General features: G+C 47.2%; 16 protein-coding genes. 14 read left to right on the top strand and 2 right to left on the bottom strand.

The window, feature by feature from the left end; translation table 11 throughout:
• Positions 1–30: 30 nt before the first annotated feature.
• Together FK220_RS02040 and FK220_RS02035 are read right to left on the bottom strand one after the other, a co-directional pair.
• A complete protein-coding gene (locus tag FK220_RS02040) occupies positions 31–396 on the bottom strand; it encodes a DoxX family protein (RefSeq protein ID WP_152572614.1) in 366 nt (121 codons plus the stop codon).
• 242 nt (positions 397–638) lie between these two features.
• A complete protein-coding gene (locus tag FK220_RS02035) occupies positions 639–1,274 on the bottom strand; it encodes an MOSC domain-containing protein (RefSeq protein ID WP_152572613.1) in 636 nt (211 codons plus the stop codon).
• Positions 1,275–1,439: 165 nt separating this feature from the next.
• Between FK220_RS02035 and FK220_RS02030 the strand changes: the two genes are divergently transcribed.
• The 14 genes from FK220_RS02030 (at position 1,440) to FK220_RS01965 (ending at position 15,260) form a co-directional block, all read left to right on the top strand.
• Positions 1,440–2,015 carry a Crp/Fnr family transcriptional regulator gene (locus FK220_RS02030; protein WP_152572612.1) on the top strand — a complete coding sequence of 192 codons (576 nt, stop codon included), beginning with the start codon at positions 1,440–1,442 and terminating at the stop codon, positions 2,013–2,015.
• Positions 2,016–2,284: 269 nt separating this feature from the next.
• Complete coding sequence (locus tag FK220_RS02025) at positions 2,285–4,099, top strand: acyl-CoA dehydrogenase (RefSeq protein WP_152572611.1); 1,815 nt, start codon at positions 2,285–2,287, stop codon at positions 4,097–4,099.
• Between the two features lie 134 nt (positions 4,100–4,233).
• Positions 4,234–5,010: an SDR family NAD(P)-dependent oxidoreductase gene (locus tag FK220_RS02020; RefSeq protein WP_152572610.1), complete on the top strand. Its 777-nt coding sequence runs from the start codon at positions 4,234–4,236 to the stop codon at positions 5,008–5,010.
• A 13-nt stretch (positions 5,011–5,023) separates the two neighbouring features.
• The gene (locus tag FK220_RS02015) at positions 5,024–6,241 is read left to right on the top strand and encodes an acyl-CoA dehydrogenase family protein (protein WP_152572609.1); all 1,218 of its coding nucleotides are present in this window, start codon (positions 5,024–5,026) and stop codon (positions 6,239–6,241) included.
• Positions 6,242–6,263: 22 nt separating this feature from the next.
• Positions 6,264–7,331: a phosphotransferase family protein gene (locus FK220_RS02010; RefSeq protein WP_152572608.1), complete on the top strand. Its 1,068-nt coding sequence runs from the start codon at positions 6,264–6,266 to the stop codon at positions 7,329–7,331.
• 1 nt (position 7,332) lies between these two features.
• A complete protein-coding gene (locus FK220_RS02005; protein WP_152572607.1) occupies positions 7,333–7,716 on the top strand; it encodes a hypothetical protein in 384 nt (127 codons plus the stop codon).
• Positions 7,717–7,804: 88 nt separating this feature from the next.
• A complete protein-coding gene (locus tag FK220_RS02000) occupies positions 7,805–8,560 on the top strand; it encodes an SDR family NAD(P)-dependent oxidoreductase (RefSeq protein ID WP_152572606.1) in 756 nt (251 codons plus the stop codon).
• A 468-nt stretch (positions 8,561–9,028) separates the two neighbouring features.
• Complete coding sequence (locus FK220_RS01995) at positions 9,029–9,793, top strand: enoyl-CoA hydratase/isomerase family protein (RefSeq protein ID WP_152572605.1); 765 nt, start codon at positions 9,029–9,031, stop codon at positions 9,791–9,793.
• Positions 9,794–9,810: 17 nt separating this feature from the next.
• The gene (locus tag FK220_RS01990; protein ID WP_152572604.1) at positions 9,811–10,815 is read left to right on the top strand and encodes an NADP-dependent oxidoreductase; all 1,005 of its coding nucleotides are present in this window, start codon (positions 9,811–9,813) and stop codon (positions 10,813–10,815) included.
• A gap of 92 nt (positions 10,816–10,907) precedes the next feature.
• Positions 10,908–11,882, top strand: a complete 975-nt coding sequence (locus FK220_RS01985) for an NADPH:quinone oxidoreductase family protein (protein ID WP_152572603.1) — start codon at positions 10,908–10,910, stop codon at positions 11,880–11,882.
• Positions 11,883–12,077: 195 nt separating this feature from the next.
• Positions 12,078–12,815, top strand: coding sequence for a 3-oxoacyl-ACP reductase FabG (gene fabG / locus FK220_RS01980; RefSeq protein ID WP_152572602.1), 738 nt, complete (start codon positions 12,078–12,080; stop codon positions 12,813–12,815).
• A gap of 5 nt (positions 12,816–12,820) precedes the next feature.
• Entirely contained in the window at positions 12,821–13,285 is a 465-nt protein-coding gene (locus FK220_RS01975) for a MaoC family dehydratase (RefSeq protein WP_152572601.1), read from the top strand.
• Between the two features lie 8 nt (positions 13,286–13,293).
• Positions 13,294–14,373: a DUF2855 family protein gene (locus FK220_RS01970; RefSeq protein ID WP_166204735.1), complete on the top strand. Its 1,080-nt coding sequence runs from the start codon at positions 13,294–13,296 to the stop codon at positions 14,371–14,373.
• Positions 14,370–15,260 carry a haloalkane dehalogenase gene (locus FK220_RS01965; RefSeq protein ID WP_152572599.1) on the top strand — a complete coding sequence of 297 codons (891 nt, stop codon included), beginning with the start codon at positions 14,370–14,372 and terminating at the stop codon, positions 15,258–15,260. Before FK220_RS01970 ends, FK220_RS01965 begins: the two co-directional genes overlap by 4 nt.
• Positions 15,261–15,379: the final 119 nt, after the last annotated feature.

Genomic DNA, 15,379 nt, shown 5'->3' with positions numbered 1-15,379 from the left:
AATAATTTCCGGACTGGCCCTATGAAAGGCTTATAACGGTAGATACACGTAGGCCCAGTACATCAGCGCAAATTGAAGGGGAATCCTAGCGATCAACACCCATTTGGAGAGGCCCATAGAGGCCCTTTCGTTGAACAACATGTGAAAATGTACCGGTAAAAAGAACGTGAGCATAACAATGATGCAGAAAACAGCAATATCCTTGGTTTCGGGGAAACATAATGCCGACCCTAGTACGATTTCCGCAAAACCGCTAAAACTTACCAAAAACTTATGGCCCGGTAGATATCCCGGTAAAATGCGCATATACATTTTTGGGCGCACAAAGTGCATGACGCCTGCAATTACATAGGTAATCGCCATTAGATATAGGTGCCAAGGATAGGGTAGGTCCATAGGTTAGGGGTTGCAGGTGTTGGTTTTTCTTCCAATCAGGTCCAGGAAACAACATGATTTAGGGTTCCAAGTCGAGAAATAGCTCGATGTCGTGTTTCTTCCAATTTCCTGTACCGCCCTTGGGGGAGGCTCCAAAATGATGACCTTTTACGTAATACTCTGCTTAATTTACTAAAAAAAAACGACACTAACCCCTTTCGTCCTGGTCGTACGTCCTTCCCCGTGCCGGTTTTAAGTAGCCCTTATGAAAGAAATTTCTTGAATCGCTCCTTCTTGTAAGCCGGAACCGAGGGGTTATCCAATGCCAATCGAATCATTTCAGGGCTTTTTTGTTTGGCATAGAGCAATTCAAAAAATTGTTTTACGGTGAGGGAGTTTTCACCTGGGCCGACTAATTGTACTTCGTCGCCGGTCTTTACTTCCCCTTCTTCCAGAATGCGCACATAGGTGCCCGAATAACCGTGTTCGATAAATTGTCGTAGCACCTGTTGGTCGCTGAAGCGCACCCCCAGTTTGTAGCAAGGCTCCCGAGGTTGGGAGACCTGTACCAAGGCGGTGCCTATGCTATAGATGTCCCCGATCCGCATGGTAGCTTCATCCATACCTTCGATGGTCAAATTTTCACCGAACATGCCCCAGTCCCATTTCAGCTGAGGGTACAAACCTTTCCAATAGGGGTAGTGGTCTTTCGAAAAAAGATAACAGGCCTTATTGACACCCCCATGATGCTTTCGGTCGATGACGGTATCTTTCGAAACATCCGAACGGGTTAGGTACAGGGGCCCGTCTACTGGATATTTGAAAATACCGGTTCGTTCTTCGGCCCCGTTCCATTGAAAGGTGGTAGGGTTGCCGAGATTGGTAGCGATCACTTTCATTTGGTAAAGATAGAAAACCTATTCCCACGAACCCATATCTTTATCCCAAGGCTTGTTTGCCCCAGCAACCCCTGCCACCATAAAAATGGCAAAGACGGGAGTCGTGGCGCTCGGCACTCTCCCTAAAAGTCCGTATTTTTATAGGCAATACACAAACAGTTCCTTTTGGAGGATATCAAGAAAAAAATACGATCCTACGTAGCCATCAATGATGCCGATTTGGACTATTCCCTCCAGTTTTACAAAAAAATGACGATTTCCAAAGGAAGGTTTTTAGTGCGTCCCGGACAGCCGATAAACCATTTCTATTTTATGCAGCACGGTTGTATGTGTTATTATATCCAGGACACATCCGGAATCAGGGTCATGGAATTTTTTACGGAAAATCAATTTTTTACAGACCTCTATGCGTATATCGAGGAGATTCCTTCGACTAGTTATCTGGAAGCGACCGAAGATTGTGTGGTTTATGCCATTTCAAAGGAGGACGCCTTAAAATCGTTCGATCATTCGCACAATTTGGAACGTTTTGGACGGCTGTCGATGCAAGATGGGTTCATGCAGCTCTTTCGTAGAAACAATCATTTAAAGAATCTCTCAAACCAGGAGCGCTACCTGCGATTACTCCAAAAACGCCCCGACCTTTTTCAACGGGTCCCCCAGTATCTGATCGCTTCCTATTTGGGCCTCACTCCGGTCGGACTCTCCAAGATCCGAAAAAGGTTGGTTGCATCCCAATAGTTCTCGTCGCTGTTGCTTCTTTTTGTGAGTTATGCATACCTTGGTTTTTTTCGTTATTTATCGCATCGGGCATCGGGCATCGGCCATTGGAAATGGAGTATCGAACATCCGTTTAGCCGTTCATTCTTACATCACTTATCTATCCCCCGTCAACTTTCTTCTTACCGCAAAACGGGCTATTTCGATAATTCAAGATTTATTAAACCAGTTTAACAGGAATTTCTCAAATAATCCACTAATTTCAAGGACTATTTTTAAAATTCATTGATATGGCACAGGAGTATTTGGATATGGATACCATCAAGTATTTGTTGTACGACGTACACGGCTTGAACGAACTATTGGCCTATGAGCGTTTTCAAGACCATGATATGGAGTCCCTGGGGCTCTTCATCGATTCGGTAAAGGAATTTGCCGATAGGGAGTTGTTCCCCTATTTCAAGGAGATGGATGAACATCCTGCCTATCATAAAGAAGGTACGGTAATCGTGCATAAGCAGGTAGATGTGATGATGAAAAAAGGAGGGGAAATGGGCTTGATCGCCGCCCCTTTTGACTATGAGCATGGGGGCTTGCAGTTGCCTGCCATGGCCTATACCACGGCGGCCTATATCCTAGACGCCGCCAATAACCATTTACCGGGTTACGCCGGACTCACCTTGGGGTCTGCCGAATTGATCGTCCATTTCGCCAATGAGGAACTGAATGCGACCTATGTTCCTAAAATGCTGGCCGGGGAATGGGGTGGTACCATGTGTTTGACCGAACCTCAGGCGGGCAGTTCCTTATCCGATATTACCACAAAGGCTATTCCTACCGATGAAGGCTATTACAAGATCAGCGGACAAAAAATATTTATCTCCGGTGGAGATACCCAATATGCGGAAAACATTGTGCATCTGGTTTTGGCGCGGATTGAAGGTGCTCCGGCGGGAACAAAAGGCATTTCGCTCTTCGTTGTGCCCAAAAATCGCCCAAATGCCGATGGATCCCTACAGTACAACGATGTGATGACCGTAGCGGATTTTCAAAAAATGGGACAACGGGGGTATTGTACCACCCACTTGGGATTCGGGGATAAAGACGATTGTCGGGGCTGGTTGGTCGGGGAGCCCCATCAAGGCCTAAAATACATGTTCCTGATGATGAACGGGGCCCGCATCGCAGTGGGAAGAGGTGCAGCGGCGATTGCCATGGCGGCCTACCAAGCCTCCCTGGAATACGCGAACGAGCGGCCGCAAGGAAGAAAACTGACCAGCACGGGAAAAAAGAATCCCGACGAAAATCAATCCTTGATCATCGAGCATCCCGATGTACGGAGAATGCTATTACTGCAAAAAGCGATTGCGGAGGCTTCCTTAAGTTTGGTGCTCTTGGCATCCCGTTATCAGGACATCAAGCAAGCAACGAATGATGAGTCCGAAAGAAACAAATACCACCTATTGCTCGAAATGATCATTCCGATCGTAAAAACCTATCCCTCCGAGGCCGGGGCCGTGGCCGTCAATAATGGACTGCAGGTATTGGGCGGTTACGGTTTCTGTTCTGATTTCATCCTTCAACAATATTACCGCGATATTCGAATTTCCGCTATTTATGAAGGAACCACGGGGATTCAATCCCAAGACCTTTTGGGACGAAAGATCACCATGGAAAATGGGAAGGCTTTGGCCCTGCTGGCCGCTGAAATTAGGGAAACCATGGGCACGGCATCGGCCTATGATGATTTAAAGCCTTATGCCGAAAAGCTGGGAGCCAAGCTAACACTGAGCCAGGAAGTGTTGAACTTTTTGATGCCTTTCGCGAAGAAAGGCGATTACGAGCGGTACCTGGCAGACGCCAACCTCTTTATGGAATTCCTGAGTATCGTGGTCATCGGCTGGCTATGGCTCGATATGGCCATCAAGGCAAAACAGCGTTTGCTTACCGGCGATATGAACTATTCGGAAGCGTTTTACGAAAGTAAGATCCATACGATGAAATTTTATTTCCGATATGAACTTCCCAAAACAACGGGACTCGCCGAGTCCTTAATGGATCCGGAGGCACTTACGGTAAAGACGGATAAGAAGGTGTTTGTTTAGGGAGGGGAGCAGGGAAGAAAGAGAATAGAGAATAGAAGAAAGAGAATCGAGGGGAGAGAAAAGAAAAGAGAGAATAGACAAAGGATCAAAGAAAAAAGATTTTTTTGCTTGAACCATAAACCATAAACCAATAGATGTCCAACATCAAACAGCAATTCAAGCTCGAAGGCAAAGTGGCCATTATCACCGGTTCGAGCAAAGGAATCGGGAAGGCCATCGCTAGGGGGCTAGCAGAAAATGGGGCTACCGTGGTGATCAGCAGTCGAGATCAGGACGCCTGCGATACCGTAGTCGCCGAGTTCGAAACAGCCGGACTTAAAGCCATAGGCATTGCCTGCCATATCGGTAAGGAAGACCAACGGCAAAATTTGGTCAAACAGACCGTTACCCAATTGGGCGGAATCGATATTTTGGTCAACAATGCCGCCATTAATCCAGTGTTTGGTCCGTTGGAAGATGCCGGGGAGGCTATTTTTGACAAGATCATGGAGGTAAACCTAAAAGCGCCCTGGATGCTATCAAATCGTGTACTGGCCAGTATGCGGGAGCGTGGTGGTGGAAGTATCATCAACATCGCATCGGTAGAAGCCCTGACCCCGGGCATGGGCCTCGGTTTGTATAGCACCAGCAAAGCGGCTTTATTGATGCTCACAAAAAACCAGGCAAAGGAATGGGGTAAGCATGGCATCCGATCAAATGCAGTATGTCCCGGTTTGATCAAGACCAAATTCAGTGCCGCCCTGTGGCAAAATGAAAAAATCCTTCAAAAAATAGAAAAGACCCTACCCTCGGGCCGTATGGGAATGCCCGAGGAAATGGAAGGACTCGTATGTTTATTGGCCTCCGATGCCGGGGCCTATATGACGGGCGGGGTCTATACCGCTGACGGGGGATATATGATAGCAGGATAACGAATGCACCACTATGGACTTTGAATACACCGAACGCTCAAAATCGCTGCAGGAAAAGCTGAAAGCCTTTATGGGAGAATATATTCTACCCGTAGAGCAGGAGGTATATGCCTTTCATTCCCATCCTGAAAACCGTTGGAAACGATGGCCCGGTTTGGAGGCCTTGAAGGAAAAAGCGAGGGGGGCCGGACTATGGAATTTGTTCTTGCCCAAAGACTATGGGGAGCTTAGCCCCGGATTGACCAATTTGGAATATGCCCCCTTGGCGGAAATCATGGGCCGGGTATTGTGGTCTTCCGAGGTTTTTAATTGTAGCGCCCCGGATACGGGGAATATGGAAGTCCTTGCGAAGTATGGAAATTTGAAACAACAACAGCAATGGCTGCAACCCTTGATGAAAGGGGAAATTCGTTCCGCTTTTTTGATGACAGAACCCCAAGTGGCGTCATCCGATGCAACAAATATTGAAACCTCGATTACCTTGGAGGGTGATGAATACGTCATCAACGGACAAAAGTGGTGGTCCTCTGGGGGAATGGATCCCCATTGTAAGCTGGCCATTGTCATGGGAAAGACCGATTTTGATGCCCCGAGGCACCAACAACAAAGTATGGTCTTGGTGCCGATGAATACTTCAGGGGTAAAAATTATAAGGCCACTCTCTGTTTTTGGCTATTACGATTCCCCGGAAGGCCATGCGGAGATTGAATTGAACAACGTTCGTGTTCCAAAAGAAAATCTCCTATTGGGAGAGGGGCGTGGTTTTGAAATTGCCCAAGGCCGATTGGGCCCTGGGCGCATACACCACTGTATGCGATTGATCGGTATGGCACAGCGCTCGGTAGAACTGATGTCTCAACGTGCTTCGGAACGGTTCGCCTTTGGTAAAACGTTCAAGGATTTTAGTAGTATTCGTCAGGAGATCGCCCGTTCGCAATGTGAAGTGGAACAAGCCAGACTACTGACCCTTTCGGCCGCCGACAAAATGGACAGAGCCGGAAATAAGGAAGCGAAGGATTTGATTGCGATGATCAAGATCGTTGCCCCCAATATGGCCTTAAAGGTCATCGATCGGGCGATACAGATTTATGGGGGAAAAGGGGTGGGTCCCGATACGCCTTTGGCCCACTATTTTGGGGTTGCCCGAATGCTTCGTCTTGCCGATGGCCCCGATGAGGTACATCTATACCAATTGGGAAAAAGTGTTATTAAAAAATACAGCGGCGAATAAGGCCTTAACAAGTATATACCGAATGGCGGAACAGTCCAACCAAAAAGTACGTAAGGGGGAAGCGCTCGACGAATCCGGCCTCAAGCGGTTTATGGCGGACCAAGGGCTTATACAACAGGTCAACAGCGAGCTTCAGGTGGAGCAGTTCACGCATGGCTACTCCAACCTGACCTATCTCCTGAGAATAGAGGACAAGGAATATGTCTTACGGCGTCCCCCTTATGGCGCGATTAAACGGGGCCACGATATGGGCCGCGAATTCAAGGTGCAAAAGACTATAAAGTCTGCGTTCCCCAAAGTGCCGATCATGTACGCTTATAGCGAGGACACGGCAAGTATCGGTTCGTCTTTTTACATCATGGAAAAGGTGAATGGGATCATCCTAAGCTATCAGGAAGCCAAAAGAAGAAAAATTCCAGCGAGCGACTATCGAACCATCGCCGATTCGTGGTTAGATACCATGGTCGAGCTGCATCAAGTCGATTACAAGGCAACCGGTTTAGGTGATTTGGGAAAGCCCGAAGGCTACGTTTCAAGGCAGGTGACCAATTGGGGGAAACAGTATCTGAAGGCAGCGACCGATGAGGTGCCTGCTGCCGAAAAGGTGATGCGTTGGATGGAAGAGCAGCAACCTACGAACTACAGGTACAGCCTGATTCATAACGACTACAAATACGACAACATCGTTTTTAAGGACGATCGTTGGAAAGAGGTCATCGCCGTACTCGACTGGGAAATGGCTACTTTGGGAGACCCTTTGATGGATTTGGGTACTTCCTTGGGATACTGGACCATGCACGGCGATCATGATTTTGTAAAACAGGGCATTCCTTCGCCCACCATTTTTGAGGGTAATCCGAGTCGAACCGAAATCGTGGGGCTGTATGCCCAAAAAAGTGGAAATCCTGTGAATCATGTCATCTTTTACTACGTTTACGGACTTTTTAAGATAGCCGTGATTGCCCAGCAGATTTATTATCGATACAAACATGGCTACACGACCGATCCGCGTTTTGCCAACCTGAACAAGGCCGCTGAACTGTGCTGCAATATTGCCCTGAGGGCAATTCAAACTAAAAAAATTGACTGATATGGGCAACGATTTGTACACCGATATCAACCCTGAGGCCTTACGGGCCTTGGCAGATTTTCCGGATGACCGTCCGTTATATATGTTGAACTACATGAAGTATGCGCCTATAGATCAAGAAACAGGGAAAACGGGGAAAGAGGTGTATCGGGAATATCTTGCGAAAGCGACTCCTTTTTTCGAAAATATAAACGCCCGAATCAGCTTTAAGGCCAAACCTTCGCTGATGATTATCGGCCCTGAAGACGAAGAGCTGTGGGATGAGGTTTTGATCGTCACCTACGACACCAAGGCCGAATTTTTCAAACTGATACAGATGGAAGGATATCCCGGGCACATTCGAAAAAAGGCCTTACAGGATTCAAGAATTATTTTTTGTCAATGAAGATGAATGAATTGAAATTGATTTGCTGAATCCAAGAAAAATCTCCTCCTTCGGAGGGACTAGGGAAGCATTATTGGAATAAAAGCATATGCAGGTAAAAAAAAAGATAGTTATTGTCACCGGAGCGGGTTCTGGGATAGGGGCTGCCACCGCCAAACATTTCGCACATCACGGCGCACAGGTAGTCGTTTCCGATTTGAAGATGGAAAAAGCGCAAAATACGGTGGATGCAATCGTGGGCACTGGAGGAAAGGCGATCACTTTCGAAGCGAACGTAGCCAACTATGAGGCCGTTGAAAACTTGGTCAATAAGACGGTGAGCCAATTTGGCCGTTTGGATGTGATGGTGAACAACGCTGGAATTGGCCCACGACAAATGACCAAGACCGCGGAGTATGCAATGGAGGATTGGGACAATGTCATCGCCGTGAATCAAACGGGCGTTTTTTACTGTATGAAGGTTGCCCTCAGGCAAATGTTGGAGCAGGGGGGCGGAAACATTGTGAACGTTGCCTCATTGGCCGGACTCAAGGCATCCCCCAATAACCTGTCGTATAGTGCAAGCAAATTCGCGGTGGTAGGGATGACCAAATCGGCCGCTATGGAATATGCCTCCAAAAATATTCGCATTAACGCGGTATGTCCCGGATATACCGAATCTGCCTTGTTGGATAAATTGTTGGCTGCCCGTCCCGATATGGACGACATCTTAAAAAGTGTCATTCCCATGAAACGCTATGGCGCTGCCGCCGAGATTGCCGAGGCTATTGTCTGGTTGGCATCCGACAGTACCCGGTTCATCACGGGACAGACGATTACCTTGGATGGGGGAACGTCTTTGTAGGTTGGGCAGAAAAGGGACTTGAGAGAATAGACAAAAGACAAGAGAAAAAGAATTGAGAGATTAAGGACGTAAAAGATAGTTGTTGGGCATATCCTGCAAAGAGGGTTGCTAAGGTGTAGGGATACAGATCATTATAGTAGTCTGTAGAAAAGGATAAAGTACGTCAAGCATCAGTGCCCTTTATGGTGTCCTACAATTTTTCCAAGGGGAGGTGCAGAACAAAAGTGTAATTATTTAGGACAAAAAATTTTCCGTAATGTAGGCAAATTTGTATCGAGTATATGTCAAATATAAATGCCGTTCATAGGGTCCTCCCCTTTTTTCAAGGGGAGGTGCCGAAGGCGGAGGGGTTTTTTCGAAAATTGGTACGTACGTGAAATACAGCGAAAATCAATATCATGGGTAAACGCCTTGATAGTATGAATCTGACAACCAGGCTTTAAGAGGATACAACATTAAAACAAACCATTGAAAACAGTACAACTAACAAAAAAGGAACGCTACACCATCGTACAGCTAAACAGGGGCAAGGTCAACGCCATCAACCATCACATGGTTAAGGAATTGAACGCTGCCTTTACCGATTTGGAGAACGATGACTCGGTAGAAGGGGTAATTTTGACCGGAATCCCACATTTCTTCTCCGCAGGTCTGGATGTCATTGAATTGTACGGCTATAATGAAACCGAAATAACTGCTTTTTTTACCGATTTTGGTACCCTTCACGTTCAAATGGCCCGATTTCCAAAACCGTTGATTTGTGCAATCCCCGGATATGCCCCGGCGGGAGGGTGTGTATTTGCCATAACGGCTGACTATCGCATTATGGCAGTAGGGGAAAAATATACGATTGGTTTGAACGAAGTAGCAGTAAATATCCAAATTTCCAATAATCTGATCCGTGCCTATTCATTTTGGATCGGTTCGGGCAAGGCCCATGAATTTATTCTGGATGGAAAACTGCTGAATGGGGAGGAGGCCCTGGAATGTGGGTTGGTGAATCAATTGGTGCCACTGGATCAGGTATTGCCGACGGCGGAAAAAAAGATGCAGCAGTATCTCCGCGCCGATACCGGCATTTTACGAAATACAAAGCGAAAATTACGAAACAGCTGGTTGGCCGAGCTGGAGAATGATGCATCCAAAGATTTAGGAGAAGCCATCGAATTGTGGTGGTCTCCTCGAATACGAACCAAAATGAAGGCTTTTGTGGAAAGTCTTCAGAAGAAATAACGTTAAAAATATAATACATGAACAAACAGTGGATATTGCGTAAACGCCCTGAGGGAATGCCCGATGCCTCGACCTGGTCGTTGGAATCGAAACCGATTCCGGAACCTGGGGAGGGCGAGGTATTGGTGCAGCAACATTACATCTCCCTTGACCCCGCTATGCGTGGCTGGATGAACGATGCCAAGTCGTACATCCCGCCGGTGGAATTAGGAGCCGTCATGCGGGCGGGATCGGTAGGCAAAGTGATTAAATCGAACAACCATCCGAAATTGAAGGAAGGGGATTTTGTAAGTGGATGGGGAGGGGTACAACAATACACGGTAACCGATGGGGAGAACTGGTATCCCGTAGACCCTGCGCTTGCACCATTACCTATGTATATCGGTACTTTGGGGATGCCGGGTATGACGGCTTATTTTGGTATTTTAAGGGAAGGAAAAATCAAGGAGGGCGATGTAGTTTTGGTGTCGGGTGCGGCCGGCGCGGTCGGTAGTATCGTGGGACAGATCGCCAAGATAAAAGGCTGTAGGGTCGTTGGTATTGCTGGAGGTGCGGCGAAGTGTAAATACGTGGTGGAAGAACTCGGTTTTGACGCCGCGATCGATTACAAATCGGAAGATATATATGATGCCTTGAAAAGGGAATGCCCCAAAGGCATCGATGTTTATTTTGACAATGTGGGCGGAGAGATTTTGGATGCTGCCTTGGCCAGACTGCGCATGAGGGCTAGGGTCGTGATTTGTGGGGCTATCTCCCAATACAATAACCGGGAAAACGTACGAGGGCCTAAAAACTATTTATCGCTCTTGGTCAACCGCGCCAGTATGAAGGGGATGATCGTATTCGATTATGCCGCCGACTACGGCAAAGCAGCCCAGGAGATGGGCCAATGGCTGAAGGAAGGTAAGCTAAAGAGCAAGGAAGACATCTATGAAGGCATCGAGAATTTTCCGGAGACCTTCACCCGCTTGTTCACTGGGGAAAAGATGGGGAAATTGGTGTTGAAAGTCTTGGAGGAATAGGCTCGATTTGGAAGAAGGATACGTTAAAAAGGTGTATACCGAGCCTTTCGGCAGGCTCAGAACAGGACTGTTGAAGGACACAAAAAAAGAAAATGAAAGCAATTGTTTGTAAGGCGTTCGGCCCGCCTTCGGGTTTGGAAGTGATTGAAATCGAAAGTCCCGAACCGAGGAAAAACGAGGTACTGGTCCGGGTAAAAGCCTGCGGGGTCAATTTTCCCGATACCTTGATCATCCAAGGGCTATATCAATTTAAACCAGCACTGCCCTTTACCCCCGGGAGCGATATTGCCGGAGTGGTAAAGCAGGTCGGGGAAGGAGTCACCCACGTAAAGGCGGGCGATGCGGTATTTGGCTTTGTTATGAACGGTGGTTTTGCCGAGGAGGTGATCGTGCCCGCGAACACCTGTTTTTTAAAACCGCCGCAAATGGACTTCCCGATTGCCGCGTCGTTTATGATGGCCTACGGGACCTCCTACCATGCACTAAAGGACAGGGGACATTTGAAAGAGGGGGAAACCCTTTTGATACTGGGTGCTTCCGGAGGGGTAGGTCTTGCAGCGGTGGAATTAGGAAAGTTGATGGGCGCCAAGGTCATTGCGGCAGCCTCCTCTAAAAGCAAACTGACGCTTTGCAAAAAATACGGGGCCGACAAAGTCATCAATTATTCGGAAGAGAACCTAAAGGACACCATAAAGGAATTAACCGATGGCAAAGGAGTCGATGTGGTTTATGATCCCGTCGGCGGCAACTATTCCGAAGCGGCTATTCGAGGCATGGCTTGGGAGGGGAGGTATTTGATCATCGGTTTTGCGGCGGGGGATATTCCGAAGATACCCTTGAATCTGCCGCTTTTGAAAGGCTGTGCCCTCGTCGGGGTTTTTTGGGGAAGTTTCGCCATGAAAACCCCCAAAACCAACCAACAAAACACCATCGAATTAATGCAATGGTACGAGCAGGGAAAGTTAAAACCGCATATCCATAAAGTCTACTCGTTGGAAGAGGCTCCAAAAGCCCTGGAAGAAATGATGCAACGAAAAGTGAAGGGAAAGGCAGTGATCGGCATGTAAACAAATGAAGCAAGGACATCATATAACATTTTTTGGAAGATCCCATGGCCCTAGTTCCACTTGCGGTTCGCTTCGCGCCACATGCGCAACGCCAAAAAAGCGTATGGCGATATTAGGGACACGCTAGAAATAAATCCCGAGGTCTTATGCCCTAAGCCTTACATCTGAAATCTAATATCTTAAATCGAACGAAGTATGCGATTAAAAAACAAAGTAGCGATCATCACCGGAGGTGCTCGGGGAATCGGAAAGGCAATCTCCGAGTTGTTTGCCCAAGAAGGGGCCTCGGTTATCATCTGGGACCTTTTGGAAGAGGGGGCCCAAACGGCCCAAGGCATCAACGCCAATGGAGGCAAGTCCGAATTTTTAAAAATATCGGTTACCGACAAGGCAGCCGTAAATGCCGCTGCGCAGGATATCCATTCCAGGTATGGGAAAATCGATATTTTAATTAATAACGCCGGCATCACCAGGGACAAGACACTACTAAAAATGAGCGAGAACGAATGGGATTCGGTTATCGACGTCAACCTTAAGGGAGTGTTCCTGTGTACCCAAGCGGTTTCAGCTTATATGAAAGAGGCGGGCTATGGGAGAATTATTTCTGCCGCCTCCAATGTGGGTTTAAGGGGTAATTTTGGGCAAACCAATTATTCCGCCACAAAGGCCGGTGTCATTGCCATGTCGAAAACCTGGACGATGGAACTGGGCAAGTACGGCATCACTGCAAATGCAGTGGCCCCTGGCTTCACCTTGACCGAGATGGTCAAGGCAATTCCTGCCCAGCATCTGGAAAGCATCAAAAAACAGATTCCCCTACAAAAAGCGGCCCAGCCGATAGACATTGCCTATGGATACCTCTACTTGGCTTCCGATGAGGCACAATATGTTTCCGGTATTTGTCTGACGATTGACGGGGGAATTTCAAGATAGATGGTATGGAAAAATTGATTTGTAGGAATTTTGAGGAATTCAGAAAACAGGAAGGACAAGACTTACCGATAGGACCATGGATTACGGTCACCCAAGACATGATCAACGCTTTCGCCGAGGCCACTTTGGATTTTCAATGGATTCATGTGGATGTGGAAAAGGCGAAGCACTATTCGCCCTTTAAAGCGCCCGTAGCCCATGGTTTTCTATCCGTTTCGCTCATCTCCAAGATGCTGGCGGATGTAGTGGAAGTACAAAGTGTACAAATGGGGGTGAACTACGGTTTGAATAAGGTGCGTTTTCCCCACCCCGTAGTGGTCGATAGTAGATTGCGATTTATGGGGAAGGTGGTGCAAATCGAAGACTATGGTTCGAATGGTTTAAAAGTTACCTGGGGGTGTACCATAGAGATAGAAGGAGCCCAAAAACCGGCCTGTGTCGCGGAATTTGTATCCCTCATGTTTGAATAATGGCGGAAATGAACAACTCTTTTCAAGTAAATAAGACCGATTTTTTTGAGTGTCGATTGGTAGCATCCCCACTACCTGAACTCAGTGAAGATGAAGTATTGTTGAGAATTGGCAGCTTTGCATTTACCAGTAATAATATCACCTACGCAGTGGTAGGTGACAAGTTGGGGTATTGGAAATTTTTTCCATCGGCCCATCCATGGGGCATAATCCCCGTTTGGGGTTTTGCCGAGGTAGTCGCATCCAAATATGCCAGTATTGCCGTCGGAGATCGGTATTATGGGTATTGGCCTATGAGGGCTTTCTTGAAGGTACGGCCTATTCGTGTAACATCCCATGGTTTTGTAGATGGAACCTTGCATAGAAAAGAATTGCCCCCAATCTATAATTTCTATCTCAAGGATGGGGATAGACGGAATAAAGAGTCTTCTGGCTACTATTCCATAATCAAGCCCTTGTTTACGACCGCTTATTTGAACTACCAATTTTTGAAAAAGGAGCTTTTTTTTGATGCTTCCCAAATCGTTCTGACCGGTGCATCTTCCAAAACAGCTTTGGGGATTGCATTTATGCTACATTTACACAAGAAAGAGCATGGAAAAAAGGTAGTGGCCCTTACCTCAAAACGGAATGCCGATTTTGTAAGGACTACGACGTTTTATGACAAAGTGGTAGCGTACGGGGATATTGCCAAGGAACTTGACAAGGAGGCATCCGTAATAATCGATTTAACCGGTAATACGAAGTTGTTGTTTCAATTGACTGAACAACTAGGCAATCGATTACAACATATCTCGTTGATCGGCTTGGCCGATTGGCAGTCTGCCGGTTCCAAGAAAGCGATTCCCAAATCGAAATTTTTCTTCGCGCCGGACCATGCCAGGAAGTTTTACACCGAGGTCGGACAGGAAGAAGCGAATCAACGTATCGAGATGGCACAAAAGGAATTCACCGCCCAGATGGAAAAATGGCTGGCGCTCCAATTTGTTGATTTCCAAAAAGGGATGGAATTCCTTTACCTTCAAATGCTCAAGGGAACGGTCGATCCCTCCAAGGGCTATGTAGTAACCTTAAATTTATCAGAATGAATGTTCTTTCCACTCCGACTTCGCTATTCGGGAACATCAGGGATTATCCTTTTTGTCCCCATTATTGCGAGGTGGCTCCTGGTCTTAACATGCACTATGTCGACGAGGGGAAAGGGAAAACGATATTGCTTTTACACGGTGAACCCAGCTGGTCGTACCTCTACCGAAAAATGATTCCGATTTTGGTCGAGGCGGGATTCAGGACCATTGCGCCCGATTTAATCGGTTTTGGGAAGTCCGACAAACCAATTGAGCCGTCCGCTTACAGTTTTGAAAAACATGTAACCTGGTTAAAAGCCCTCATTTCGCATTTGAAACTAACAGATATCAACCTGTTTTGTCAAGACTGGGGCGGTTTGGCCGGACTTCGCCTTGCGGCCGAAAATGAGCATCTGTTTGCCACGATTACAGCCTCGAATACGTTTGTACCCCGGACGGGAATGAAGGCCAATGAGGCTTTTTTGAAATGGCGTCATTTCTCCCAAACCACCCCGCATTTTCATGCAGGTGGCGTGTTGCAAATGGGAACGGTCTCCCGGTTGTCGGATGAGGTAATAGCTGCCTATGATGCTCCCTTTCCGGATGACTCCTATAAAGCGGGAGCCCGTATCTTTCCCAAACTGGTGCCTTTTGATGGTGACGATTTTGACAACCAATTACCTGCCTGTGATGCCGCATGGAAAGTGCTGGAACGTTGGGAAAAGCCGTTTTTGACGCTTTTTGGCGATTCGGACCCTATCATGCACGGGGCGGAAACCTATTTTCAGGCTAAGGTGCCAGGAGCCCAGGGACAACCCCATCGGATTATTAAAGGTGCCGGACATTTTATTCAGGAAGACAAAGGAGAGGAGTTGGCCTCGACTTTGGCCGATTTCATTGGCTCCTAAGGAAACCAATCGGCGTCGATTTTTTAAAAAACCCCGGCGCGATAAATCAAAGTTCTCTTACGACCTTTTTCCTATCAGCGCCTGATAGATGCAACCAAAAATTGGAGGGAACTAAAAAA

It is taken from the genome of Pelagihabitans pacificus, assembly GCF_009371985.2.
In the GTDB taxonomy this organism is placed as follows: Bacteria; Bacteroidota; Bacteroidia; order Flavobacteriales; family Flavobacteriaceae; genus Pelagihabitans; species Pelagihabitans pacificus.
This window is presented reverse-complemented; position numbering and strand designations above follow the sequence as displayed.